The sequence below is a fragment of the Thermococcus waiotapuensis genome, from assembly GCF_055384795.1.
The window spans coordinates 484,183-496,398 of the sequence record NZ_AP042429.1 but is presented as its reverse complement, the minus strand read 5'-3'; the positions used below and the strand labels follow the sequence as shown (position 1 = coordinate 496,398).

Genomic DNA, 12,216 nt, shown 5'->3' with positions numbered 1-12,216 from the left:
GCTGACGTCTCCTCATCGGTGTATTGGATTAAGCTTTGGGCTTTATACCCTTTTCACCTCAACCTCCAGGGCGAGTTCATTGACTTCATCCAGGGCAAAGTCAGCGCTTCTCCTCTCCAGGAAGAGCGCCGTAAAGGCAACAGCCCTCTTCAGCGACTGGACAAAGGGACAGCTAAGATAGAACCCGGTAAAAGAGCCCAGAAAAACGTCTCCCGCCCCAGTCGATTCGTCCACTTTTCTGGGAAGCGGACGGAAGGAATGCTCTTTCCCCCGCAAGAAAGCCCGTTCCGCCCTGGGACCATCGGAAATCAGGAGAACCTCCACATCTGCAGGGGAGAAGTTCCTGAGGTAACTGAACTCCACGGCGTCTGAGTGCAGTATTGAGAGCCCTCTAAAGACCGAGCCATCAACGGGCGTATAACTAACCGGCCCGGGATCTGGCAGGCGTACGAACCCCTGCAGGTCAGCAGCCACGAGAGAAAAGCGCTCCCTTGCGAGGGTAACCACATCGGGAGAAATCTCGGAGGCAACGGGGTTCAGCAGAACAACATCATAACGCTTTGAGGGCAATTCTTCCAAAGGGGAAGCCCTGTCAAGGAGTTTAAGTCTCCTGGTGTTCCCGTCCAGGTAAGTGAGCTCGTAAGTTGTTGTGGAATCGGATGGAACAACCCTGAGCTTTCCTATTGACTCCAGCTGGTCCACCCATTCCTCAGGTAGGTCAGCAAAGGAAGTCAGTATCTCAACGTCACAGAACTTAGAGAGGGCAAGGGCGGAGTAGTAGGCACCGCCGCCAAGTCGTTCGAGGGTCTTTCCTCCTTTTCTGATGATGTCTCTGACGACGTGACCTGCGACCAGGCACTCCATGTCCACCACCGCTCAGGCATGATCCAGTCCATCAACTTCCGGCGGGAGACCTTGAAATTTCCGGAGGAGTTAAAAGGAACTCAGCCAAAGCCCGGCTTTCTTACCTTTACCACCTCCCTGTTCACGAGCGTCGGCGGAACCTGGCCGTTCTTGAATGCTATGAGGTTTTTAGCGACGAGCTCGGCCATCCCCTCCCTTGCTCCATAGGTGGCGCTTCCAAGGTGCGGGGCCAAAACCACGTTTTTTAGTCCAAACAGCTCCCCGTTGTAGTAGGGCTCCTCCTCGAAGACATCCAGGCCAGCGCCGGCTATCCAGCCCTCCTTCAGGGCCTTGACGAGCGCCCCGGTGTCCACCACCTTCCCGCGCGCTATGTTAACCAGTATCGCGCTCTGCTTCATGAGCTTAAGCCTCTCCTCGTTTATCATGTGGTAGCTCTCCTCCGTGAGCGGGACCGCGAGGACAACGAAGTCGCTCTCCCTGAGCAGTTCCTCCAGTGGTCTAAACTCTGCGCCAAGCTCCCTCTCAGCTTCGGGCTTTCTTGTGCGGGAGTTGTAGAGTATCCTCATGCCAAAGCCCTTTGCCCTCTTCGCTATGGCCTGCCCTATCCTCCCAAAGCCGACTATTCCGATGGTTTTACAGCAGACATCGTAGCCGAGGAACATGAGCGGGTGCCAGGCAACGCCTTTCCGCTTCCATTCCCCGGAGCGGACGAATTTATCCGCCTCAACCAGCCTCCGTGCCGTCCCCAAAAGAAGCGCCCATGCGAAGTCGGCTGTAGCGTTCGTGAGCACATCGGGTGTGTTGGTGACGTAAATCCCCCTTTTGGTCGCCCCTTCAACGTCTATGTTGTCATAACCGACGGCGTAGTTGGCAACGATTCTAAGCCTCGGCGCGCTGTCAAAGACCTTCTTATCGACCCTCTCGCTCAGCATAGTAACCAGAGCGTCAGCGTCGCGAACCTTTTCGAGGAAGAGCTCCCTCGGTATTTCATGCTCCTCCTCCCAGACCTCCACCTCGAAGTGCTCCCGGAGAAGGCTTATGCCGTTTTCCGGAATCCTGCGCGTTATGAAAACCTTTGGCTTCATCCAACCACCGGAGAAAAGTAGAAACGAAAATTTAAGGGTTATCACTCAGTCGAAGTCCCATATCGTCCTCCCCTCGTAGAAGAGCATGACGTAGCCGCAGTTCTTGCAGATGACTACCCTGACCCTGTGGGCTGTAAAACCCCACTTGCTGTCGAGCTTGCCCTCCTCGACCTGAAACTCTGTTCCACCGCAGAGGGGACACGTGAGCTGGCGCTTTTCCACGGTTACCACCATGTTTAGTAGAAGCTGAGATATAAAAGCCTTTTGCCGGGAAAAGTTTCTTAAAAACCTCCCCCAAGCTGGGGACATGAGCCCGAAAGGTAGGGTTGCAGGCATCAGCGACGACGGCCTCGGCGTGCTCGAGGTTAGCGGGAGAAGATTCTACGTCCCTTTTGCCTATCCCGGCGACTTTGTGGAAGTTAAGAAGAAAAAACACCGCTTTGAAAGGAGACTGGCGCTCGATTTTGAGCTTATCGAGGGGTCTCCCCTGAGAGGGGGGGCGAGATGCACCCACTTTGGAACCTGCGGCGGTTGCCTCTGGCAGGGGTTGAAGTATAAGGAGCAGCTCAGGCTAAAGGCGGAGCTTTTTGAGAGGATCACCGGGATAAAAGCCGAAATCAGGGGCTCGCCGAAGATCTGGGGTTTTAGGAATCTCAGCAATTTCATCGTGACCGATGGAGGGACTGGCCTCAAGGAGTACGGGAATCCTTTGGGCGTCGTCAACCTGAGGGAGTGCCCCGTCTTCTCGAAGAGAACCATGGAGTACCTCCGTTCTTTACGCGAATTTCTCGAGGAAACATACCTCAAGCCCTGGGATTTAAGCGGGAAAAGCGGGGACATTCACTATCTCCAGGTGAGGGAAGGCAAGTTCACGGGCGAGGTCATGGCGAACCTCATTGCCCACTTGAAGCCTTCGGAAGAAGTTTTAGAGGCTTTCAGGGGCCATTTCTCCTTCGCAGATTCGCTTTACTGGAGCCTGAAGAGGGATACAAGGGACGACCCGCGGGGCGAGGCGGAGCTCGTTGCCGGGGAACCTTACCTGCGCGAGAAAATCGGGGACGTCATCTATCTCATTCACCCCAACAGCTTCTTCCAGACGAACAGCTACGCTTTACCACTCCTCCTCAAGGCCGTTGAAGGCTTTACGGACGGAGAGAGGGTTCTCGACCTCTATTCAGGCGTTGGCACCTTTGGGGTGTGGCTTGCGAGGAAAGGGTTCAGGGTTGAAGGCCTCGAGCTGAACCCCTTTGCAGTGGAGATGGCGAACAGAAACGCAGACCTCAACGGTGTCGATGCCGTCTTTAGGGTTGGGAAAGCAGAGGAGACGCAGATAGGGGATTACGATACCGTCATCGTCGACCCGCCGAGGAAGGGGCTGAAGGAAGCGGCCGGGCTTCTCGTGAAAAGCGGCGTTGAGAAAATCGTCTACGTCTCCTGCAACCCCAAAGCGTTCAAACTCGACTACGAGAAGCATTTGAAGAGGGCTTACAGCGTTGAAAACGCCGTTCTCATCGATATGTTCCCGCACACGCCACACGTGGAGGCCGTTGTGGAGCTCGTGGGGAGAGACCGAGGACATCGCTCCCGCAACTTTCATTGACAGAAAACGCGAACCGGAGTTTCTTGAGAGGACATACATGAGAGAGCAGAGTTCCCCGTGGTCTATGGCAGGAAGAGGACAGGCAATTGGAGACATAGACGAACTCCTCGTGGCGTTTGCCGAAAGGATCGGGGACAAGTGGAGAGACCTGAGCGAAAGAGGGACGAAGAGAATTTTGGGGGACTTGGAGAGAAAGAGCGAGCTCGCGGGTTTAGGGGGCTTAGCCGATCTTATTTCCTCCGGAGGAAAATTTGAAGTGAGGCCGCTCAAACCGCCCTCCAGAACGGGTCCTCCTTTTCCTTAACCTTCGCCGTCATCTTGAGGGCCTTTATGTCGGTCTCCTCCAGCTCGCCCCTGAGCTGCTTGGCGAGCAAAATGACGTCGTTTTTGCTGAGGTCAACGTAAAGGGTCTCGCCCGGGTGGATGTGCCTGCCCACTATGGCCTCTTCGATTGCTATAGCTACTGCCTCTCCCTTCTTCGCCTCCTGCACGAAGTCGTTCTTGTTCTTGATGGACTTTATCGTTCCAACCCTCTCGCCGGTTTCCTTGATGAGCGTAACCCCGGGCTTTATCCTGCCCTCGAGGACTTCGACGCCAACTATGGCCGGCTTGCTCCTCCTGAAGACGTAGCGCTCGTCCGGGTAGAGGCGGATAACCCCCGGGAAGGTAACGTTCTTCAAAAGCTCGCGCTTCTTCCTTTCTTCCTCAGCCCTGACCCAGGCCTCGTAGTCCTCGATGAGCTTGTAGATGATGTTGCCGACGAAGATGGGAACGCCCCTGGCCTTCGCTACCTCCTCGGCGTCCTCGTTCACCTTCACGTTGAAACCAAGAATAACTCCGTATTTTTCGTCCTCGTCCCTGACGCTCAATGCCTCCATGACATCCGTTTTACTGATGTTCCCGACGTCGGCCTTTCTTATCGGGATGTTCTTCCCGCTCAGCTCCTTGCTCAGGGCCTCGAGGGAGCCGAGGGTGTCGGCCTTAACTATGACCCCAACCTTTCCGGTGTTTATGACGACGCTCTGTATCTGGTTGAGGATCTCCTGCCTGGCCTTCTCTATTTCCTCCTCCGAGCGGGCCGCTATCACCGGTGAACCTGCCAGAGCTTCCTCAAGACCGGGTGCGGCTATCTTAACACCCGCCGCCGCAACAACCTCATCAACCTGGTCAAAGCGGAAGCGCGGGTCTCTGATCTCGTCGAGGGGCTTGGGCTTGAGCAGGGCGCGGATTTTGGTGACTATCGCCTTGTCCTTTCCGCCAACCACTATCATGTCGTCCTTTCTGAGTGTTCCGTCGTAGATTATGACGTCTATGGTTGTTCCAAGGCCAAGCTCCTCCCTGACCTCAAGTATCGTTCCCCTCGCCGGCCCCTCGACCTCTACCTTGAGCTTCTCCTCGAGGTACTTCTGGGAAAGACCGGCTATGAGGACGAGGAGCTCCGGGATACCGATTCCGTATTTGGCCGATATCGGGACTATTGCCAGTTCCCGCGTGAAGTTCTGAACCCTGTCAAACCTGTTAGCCTGGAAGCCCATCTCGTAGAACTTCCCTATAAGCTCCCAGAGCTTCGTCTCGAGCTCCTGCACGGCCCTCTGGTTCTGTTTCTTGATGTTCACCAGAAACGGCTCGTCTTCCCCAATCTTCCAGTCCTTTATCCTGTCTATCTTGTTGGCCGCAACTACGAAGGGCGTCCTGTACCTCCTCAGGATTTCGATGCTCTCTATCGTCTGCGGCTGGAAGCCCTCGTTGATGTCCACCACGAGAACCGCGAGATCAGCGAGGCTTCCTCCCCTCGCGCGCAGGCTCGTGAAGGCCTCGTGGCCCGGGGTGTCAATGAAGAGCAGTCCTGGAAGCTTTATCTCTCCCTTCCAGAGCTGGATGAGCGGTCCGGCAAGCTGCTTGACCACATCTATCGGAACCTCTGTCGCACCGATGTGCTGGGTTATTCCACCCGCTTCCTTTCCTGTTACGTTCGTGTGCCTGATGTGGTCGAGGAGCGTCGTGTTGTGAACGAGTATTCCATTAGCCACGAAGTTGTGGGTTTCTGTCGTTAAATCGTAGACGTAGCCGTCGTATTCCTCTTCCTCAACAGCCTCGACCGGGATGAAAACGAAGTTCTCGGCTATGTTGCGGAGGTATTCCACATCGCTGGAGTCGAACTCCCTGTTGCGCCAGACCTCGAGAAGCTCCCTTCCGAGCTCAGTCAGCCTTCCATCCCTGATCAGGCCCTCCTTTTCAAGGGCCCTCAGGTGGCTGTGATCCCCTGAACCCTGAAGGGCCGCCAACTTGTGCTGAAGTGCTGGTGAGCCTTTCTCTATGGCATCGAGTATTCTCATCAGCGTCTCGTAGCTGGGTGCTTCTTTGCCCTCATATTTGCTGTAGAAGGGCACAAACGAGTTGAGCTCTGCCCTCGTAAACCCGAAGAGCAGTCTAAGCCTCCTGAGTTCCTCAAAGACTGGATAAGGCTCGCTATTTTTGCTCTTCTCTATGGCGCGCTTAAGCCTCTCGGCTTTCTCCCTCACAGTAAAGCCGACGTGCTCCTCAAAGGCCAGCAGGTTTCTCCTTCCGGAGATCACCAACGTGGTGTATTCAGAGCGGTGTATCTTTGAAACGATGCCGTAGCGAAGGAGGACGAGCGAGAGACCCTCAATGAACCCCCTGGAGGCACTGGTAACCTCGATTCTTGCGTCCTTCAGGCTCACGTGGCCATCGGCGTCAAAGTAGCCCCTCAGGAACTCGGCGGCGTATTCCCTCGGTGCCATGAAGAGGACGTTGGGCACCCTTGTCCCGCTGGCCTTCTCCCCTGGAAACTCGAAGAGGTGCCTGAGAAGACTTAGAAGGGCGTTTTTGCTCTTCCTTAACTCTATCCCCCATGATGTTTCCCTTCTAATGCGCTTAAGCTCGACTCCGAGGGCCTCAAGCTTCCTAAGCCTCTCAAAGACTTCAACGTCGTTGTTCGCTATCTTCTGAGTGCCACCACCGAAAATAAGCCCTGCAAAGTAAAAGAGGGCCTTCCACTCCTCATCCGTCCCGGGGAGCTTTAAGCCTTCTCCATCGGGCTTTGCCACGGGCCACTCCCTTGGAACCTTTGAAGATACGTAGGAAAGAAAGACCTCCCTGTCTTCGTTCCCATGGATGAACCTCGGAACGGCAACGTAGTCTCCAGGCCTTAGCTGGTCAGCCCTCACCCATCCCCTCGTGGTCAAAAACGGGTGCTCTGGTGTTACGCCAACGCCGTGCCAGTTTTTAAGCCTGACCCTTAAGATTTTGCCCCTGTGTCTCACCCTCCAGACGTAGGGGCTCTCAAGGAGGGAGAGCCTTCCGTCCCCGACCGCCCCAACAACAACCTGCCTGAGAAGCCTTACCTCCTTCTCCCCGTCCTTTTCAACGACTCCTTTGCCCATTTCAAAGAGGTCCTTGAGCGTGACAATTCCGGTGCTTGGGAGCACTACCCTCTCCTCCGGAAGCAGGCACTTGCCGTGGTCAACGTGACCCAGAACCGCGATGATTGGCTGCCTGATCCTCTTGGTCATTTTCCTCACCTCTGAGCCTAACTCCTTCGAGTGCTTTTAAAGGGTTCGGCGTTTCGTGGTGGGGAGGAACCAATCGAGAAGAGGTCTTGAGGAAAAGATGAAAGAAAGTTCAGCGCTCCAGGCAGTTCGTGCTGTCCAGATATTCTTTCTTTGCCCTTGCGTGGGTGTGGTAGAACCAGTCCGAGACCTTGCAGTACTCAAAAAGCTCCTCAGGCCTGAAGTAAAGGTTTATCTCCCTCTCCGCACTTTCGGGGCTGTCCGAGGCGTGAATGACGTTGTAGATCGCATTGCCAACGTCGAGGCCGTAGTCGCCCCTTATGCTCCCGGGCTCCGCATCCTTCGGGTCAGTTGATCCAGCCATCTTTCTAACGACGCTTACCGCGTATCTGCCCTCGACGACCATGACGACGCTCGGGGCCTTTGTGATGTAATCTATCAGGCCCTCAAAGAAGGGCTTGCCCCTGTGCTCCTCGTAGTGCTTCTCGGCAAGCTCCCTGTCAATCCATACCATCTTCATTCCGACGATTTTAAGGCCCCTCCTCTCAAAGCGGGAGATTATCTCCCCTATCAGGCCCCTAACTACTGCGTCCGGCTTCAGAATAACGAGGGTCCTTTCAATCTTTCTGTCGGCCATCGGGAACACCTAAGTTAGTCCGAGCGGAATTTAAAAAAGGTTTAGGTGAGGGCATCCATCCAGGTGAGATACTTCTTAGCGACATCCACATTGTAAGGCCCGTCGTAAGTTAACTTGCCTCCCTCTAGAACGACCATCTGGTCTATACCGAGGCCAAGGGGAATGTGGCTCGCTATAATAAGACTAATGTTGTTGGGAAAATTGGAGAGGGCCTTTGCTATTATCACCCTGCTCTCAGCATCGAGGCCGCTGAGGGGCTCATCCATCATGATTAGCTCAGCCTTGCTGGACAATGGTTCTATCATTGAAACCCTGCGTCTTAAACCCTTTGAAAGCTCCCCAATACGCTTGAAGAGATGCTCCTCCAGCCCCAGGGTCTTAACTGCCTTTTCAACTCTATCGCTCCCATAGACATCGGAGAGTAGCTCCACGACTGTCGAAACCCTCATCATGTACGGTAAATCCTCAATATCCCTCACATAGAGCACTCTGGAGTAAAGCTCTGAGGGCTCTTTAAAGGGATCCAAACCGAGAACCTCAACTGAGCCTTCAGTTGGCCTGCGGAGCCCGGAAAGAACCCTCATCAACGTGGTCTTGCCGCTACCGTTGGAGCCAAGCAGAAGAGTTCTTCCCCTGTTTATCTCTAGGTTCAAGTTATCCAGGGCCACGTTGTAGCGGAACTTTACCGTGAGATTGCTGGTCCTGACCACAACGTCATTTAACTTTGGCATCTATCACCACCACCGGATCGTTTTTGCCAGGAAGAACAGTACACGAGCTGGGGAGGTTGAGGTGGACGTGGAAGTATAAGAAAGGATCCTTCCTCTCGATGTCAAACTCAACCCGTCCGCTCCCCTCAAGTTGTCTCCCATTCATTGTGACAACTGTTATCTTATAGTTCTCATTGTTGCATGCTATGCCTTCAATGTGCAGGCTCAAAGAGGTTAAGCCGGGCTTCATGGGCCAGAAGAGGTCAAAGTCGTAGGTTACGTTTTTGTTCACTGCATTTCCGAACTTCAGGAGAGACTCCGCGTTGTCAAGCCTTATTTCAGCGTGCATATCCGGTCTAAGCGAGCTCCAGTAGGATATGCCCACTGAGGCAACCAGGGCAGAGGAAAGGAGAGACAACAGAAAAATTAAGGCTAGGGTCTTAGACCACCTCATACGCTCATCAACCTCCTCTGGAGTACGACTACCATAACGACAACTAAGCCCACTGAAGTCGCCAGGTAAATCCACACTGTCTTCCAAGCGAAGGAAAGCTTGCCCGAGAGGCCGAAGGCCAGCAGCAGAGTGAAGACAAGGGAAAGGTCAAGCCTCCCCCAAAGGATGTAGGTTGAGTAAATAGAGACCGAGAGCATGAGTAGAAGGGCCCACAAAATCCCGTTGAGGAGGATTACCGACGAAAGGCTTACCCCAGAGAGCCAGTTCCTGGCGACCAGCACGAGGGGAAAAGATGCTGATAGGAAGAGGGGGAGTAAGAGAAGCAAGGCCAGCAAAAGACCGGTTAGGCCGAGCTTAATGGGCCCAGAGCGTTCTCTGAACAGCAAGGGCACGAAGGAAGTCCTGAGCCTGTAGACGAAGGGAAAGAGGGCCACCATAGCGGCTATTCCAAAAACTGAGGATAACAACCCGGAGTTGGACCAGACGAGGGAACCGAATATCCCAGTTATGCGCTCTTTTATCTCCATGTAGCGTTGGGCATAGTAGGAGGGAGCCTTCTCTTCTCCTTGGCCTGAGAGCTGTCCGGGGGCACCCATGATCGGTGTTATCGAGCCCCCGATTATGGAAGCCTTGTATATCGAATCCGCCGAAACGTAGGCCGTTACTGCACCCACTATCACAGCGGCCAAAACGACCGCCACTATCTCAACCCAAAGGTAATCGGAGAGGGAGTTCTTTAACAGGGCCTTCATTTTTTCAGCCTCCTCATTAGCGGAACCGTCGAGAGAGCTAGAAGCAGGGCGGGGCCGCAGATGCCTTTGTTATTTTTCTCTCTTTCTGACGTATTGCTCAGAGTTGAATTTGTTGAACTGTCCACTGGGTTAGAACTGGAAGCAGTTGGGTGGGAGTTCTCTTCAGTTAGATTGAAGCCACAGTTTCTGAGCTGGGACTCAACGTCTGAATATATTTTTTCGAGTGCCGAAGTGTTTACACCGGTCTCTTCAAACTTTGCGAACGTGTTCATAAAATCGTTTATCAGAGTTTGACGAATCAGCCCGCTGCAGGCCCCGACCTTTCCCCATCCTCCTAGAAGTTTTTCTGGAGTGTAGAGAGTGGGATCGTACTTGATGACGATGGTGTCGTTGTTTATCCATACAAAATTTAGCATCAGGTATGAGGCGTTGAAGGCCTTGGCGTAGTCAGTTGGAAGAGGAAGGATCAGAAGCTTGGAACCTGTAGACGGCGGAAGCATGAAGTCTATGGCCACAATTTTGTCACGCCATCCGGCATACAAAACGGGTAGATAACCCTCCCCATGGAAGATGTCCATCAGTATGAGTTCCCTGAGTTCGCTCTCGTTCTTTGTCTTTAAGTAGTCCATGAGCACTTTTCCCACGTATTCGCCTGCAGACATGTTGTTTATCCTGGTAGGTAAATTCGGGCTCCCAGTCACGTAAGTCCTTATCAGGTAAGTGTCATTTACGGGCATTATGAAGTTCGGGCGGCTTGTGTAGTAGTCCAGGAACATCGTTCTGCCCAAGTAGGTGAAACTGGAGCGCATAACACTTTCGGTTATATTCATGGCCAGGGAGCTTATTAACTCCAGGGACTCTCTCACATCCTTAGACAACTTGGCCCTCTGGATGACGTTTTCCACTGCCCATGGGTTGGATTCGATCTGGTTCAGAACGTCCCTGAGGTTGTGCAACACGGATTTGGGAAAATACTCGGGGTTCATTAGCGGATGCCAGAACGGAGTTATTCCGACGTACTTCTTCGTCCCGTTGTCGAGGAGGTAGCCCTCCCCAGTAAGCCTGTTTATGAGGAGCCTTATCGTCATATTCGCCGGAAAGCCGTAGTCAAGGGGGTTGAGGCTGTGGTAGATGTAGTCTTCAATCCCATAAGACCAGTACATCTCCATTCCTCTTATCTCCACCGTGACAATCTCGTGGGTTTCGTTGTATCTCTCGTAGTCTATTGTTATCCCCCTCGTCATCAGACCAAGTGGCCAGTACTCCTTCTGTCCAGTTTTGACGGTGGCGTTTATTACGGTAACGGTGTACTCGGGGTAAGTGAAGTTCTCAACACCGCGTATCTCGACTGTCACGTTATCAACTCCAGGACAGCCGATCAGTATGGGGCCGTTCACGCCTATCCAGTAGGTGTCGTTCACTTGATAGACGAGCATTCGGATCAAGTCTATTTGAGCGCACTCCGGCAGGGGGTAGGGTATCATCTTGAAGTCATCTGTGAGGGGGTAAACGTTCACCTGGGCAGAGGCATAGTTTGAGGTTATCAGGAGGGCGAAAAATAAAAGGAGGAGGGGCTTTTTCATCCCTTCACCTCCTCAAAGTTGAGGGGAATTACATAATCCCCGAGTCCATAAACGGTTTCTGACCCGATAAAGAAGAGCATCCCACTGCTGAGGTCAAAGTCACGGAAGTAAGTGTAATGATAGGTTAATTCCGGTGCGAATGTTTTACTTTCAATCGAGGGGGTCGGTTTCGCCGAGAGCGGGCAGAATCTAAGGTTGCACTTTTGTAAAACGGTTCTCGTAAGGTTTCCGTTGAACTCAATTTCGGCGTAGTAGACGTGCCTGTGGAACGTTACCTCGACGCCATACGTGTAAGATTGGGATGTCTTGTAGACGTTAGTTATCGAGTAATCAACTCCAGCCTCAAGGCTGAAGAGTCCCTCTACTACAGGAACCGATGCCCCGAGTGATGCCTCAACCTTCTGTTCGGCCTCGTACTCGCTGGAGGCCGTGACAATGTACACGACTTTGTAATCAACGGTTCCGGCTTTTCCGGCAGTATAATAATGTTTATTGAGCTGAACTCCGTACCTTTCGTATCCGCTGACCATGGGGTCGCTGAACTCTTCGTAAACTCCCCTTCCATAGTCTGTTGCCCCGATTTTTGTTACTACCATGAACTTCTTCCCGGATTGCTCTGTGAGGTCATAGACAGGACCGTGCACAAGGATGCCGGCACTTATAACGTCCAGACCGTCCCAGGGGATGGTCATTCCTATCGGCCCTATAGTCTCGGAGCCAACAAGAGGTGTTAGTGGCTCGTATATGCTTTTCTGATCAAGTCCGCTCCAGCTCTGGCTCTTAAAGTACATCACTGTATCTACAGTAGGTACCCCAGTTGCACTCACTGCCGGCATTGCTGTCGTTACTAACAATAATACCCCTAGCAATGCCAGGAGTTTCTTCATGGCCACACCCCTTAGGAGTTTGCAATTTTATCTCGTGCCTTAGACTTATAAAGTTTTCTATCTTTGAGGTGTATCACGAAACCAACCAGGAAAAGTTACTGAGCAAAATATTAA

General features: G+C 53.1%; 11 protein-coding genes. 1 reads left to right on the top strand and 10 read right to left on the bottom strand.

Annotated features, from left to right (window positions below; genetic code table 11):
• Positions 1 to 42: 42 nt before the first annotated feature.
• From ACZ47M_RS02785 to ACZ47M_RS02775, 3 genes are all read right to left on the bottom strand, one after another.
• Positions 43 to 864, bottom strand: coding sequence for a PfkB family carbohydrate kinase (locus ACZ47M_RS02785; protein WP_315340915.1), 822 nt, complete (start codon positions 862 to 864; stop codon positions 43 to 45).
• An 80-nt stretch (positions 865 to 944) separates the two neighbouring features.
• Complete coding sequence (gene gyaR, locus ACZ47M_RS02780; protein ID WP_315339816.1) at positions 945 to 1,949, bottom strand: glyoxylate reductase; 1,005 nt, start codon at positions 1,947 to 1,949, stop codon at positions 945 to 947.
• A gap of 45 nt (positions 1,950 to 1,994) precedes the next feature.
• On the bottom strand, positions 1,995 to 2,171 hold the full coding sequence (locus tag ACZ47M_RS02775) for a zinc ribbon domain-containing protein (RefSeq protein WP_464883409.1): 177 nt from the start codon (positions 2,169 to 2,171) through the stop codon (positions 1,995 to 1,997).
• 85 nt (positions 2,172 to 2,256) lie between these two features.
• On the opposite strand from ACZ47M_RS02775, the gene rlmD reads away from it, so the two are divergent.
• On the top strand, positions 2,257 to 3,549 hold the full coding sequence (rlmD, locus tag ACZ47M_RS02770; protein ID WP_315339813.1) for a 23S rRNA (uracil(1939)-C(5))-methyltransferase RlmD: 1,293 nt from the start codon (positions 2,257 to 2,259) through the stop codon (positions 3,547 to 3,549).
• A 266-nt stretch (positions 3,550 to 3,815) separates the two neighbouring features.
• Here rlmD and infB read toward each other — a convergent pair whose 3' ends face one another.
• From infB to ACZ47M_RS02735, 7 genes are all read right to left on the bottom strand, one after another.
• Positions 3,816 to 7,082: an intein-containing translation initiation factor aIF-2 gene (gene infB / locus ACZ47M_RS02765; protein ID WP_315340912.1), complete on the bottom strand. Its 3,267-nt coding sequence runs from the start codon at positions 7,080 to 7,082 to the stop codon at positions 3,816 to 3,818.
• Between the two features lie 109 nt (positions 7,083 to 7,191).
• Positions 7,192 to 7,716: a nucleoside-diphosphate kinase gene (ndk, locus tag ACZ47M_RS02760; RefSeq protein ID WP_315340910.1), complete on the bottom strand. Its 525-nt coding sequence runs from the start codon at positions 7,714 to 7,716 to the stop codon at positions 7,192 to 7,194.
• A 41-nt stretch (positions 7,717 to 7,757) separates the two neighbouring features.
• The gene (locus tag ACZ47M_RS02755; protein ID WP_315339810.1) at positions 7,758 to 8,447 is read right to left on the bottom strand and encodes an ABC transporter ATP-binding protein; all 690 of its coding nucleotides are present in this window, start codon (positions 8,445 to 8,447) and stop codon (positions 7,758 to 7,760) included.
• Positions 8,431 to 8,880, bottom strand: a complete 450-nt coding sequence (locus ACZ47M_RS02750; protein ID WP_315339807.1) for a hypothetical protein — start codon at positions 8,878 to 8,880, stop codon at positions 8,431 to 8,433. Before ACZ47M_RS02750 ends, ACZ47M_RS02755 begins: the two co-directional genes overlap by 17 nt.
• The gene (locus ACZ47M_RS02745; RefSeq protein WP_315339804.1) at positions 8,877 to 9,632 is read right to left on the bottom strand and encodes a hypothetical protein; all 756 of its coding nucleotides are present in this window, start codon (positions 9,630 to 9,632) and stop codon (positions 8,877 to 8,879) included. Before ACZ47M_RS02745 ends, ACZ47M_RS02750 begins: the two co-directional genes overlap by 4 nt.
• Positions 9,629 to 11,215, bottom strand: a complete 1,587-nt coding sequence (locus tag ACZ47M_RS02740) for a hypothetical protein (protein ID WP_315339802.1) — start codon at positions 11,213 to 11,215, stop codon at positions 9,629 to 9,631. Before ACZ47M_RS02740 ends, ACZ47M_RS02745 begins: the two co-directional genes overlap by 4 nt.
• Entirely contained in the window at positions 11,212 to 12,102 is an 891-nt protein-coding gene (locus ACZ47M_RS02735; protein ID WP_315339801.1) for a hypothetical protein, read from the bottom strand. Before ACZ47M_RS02735 ends, ACZ47M_RS02740 begins: the two co-directional genes overlap by 4 nt.
• Between the last annotated feature and the right edge of the window lie 114 nt (positions 12,103 to 12,216).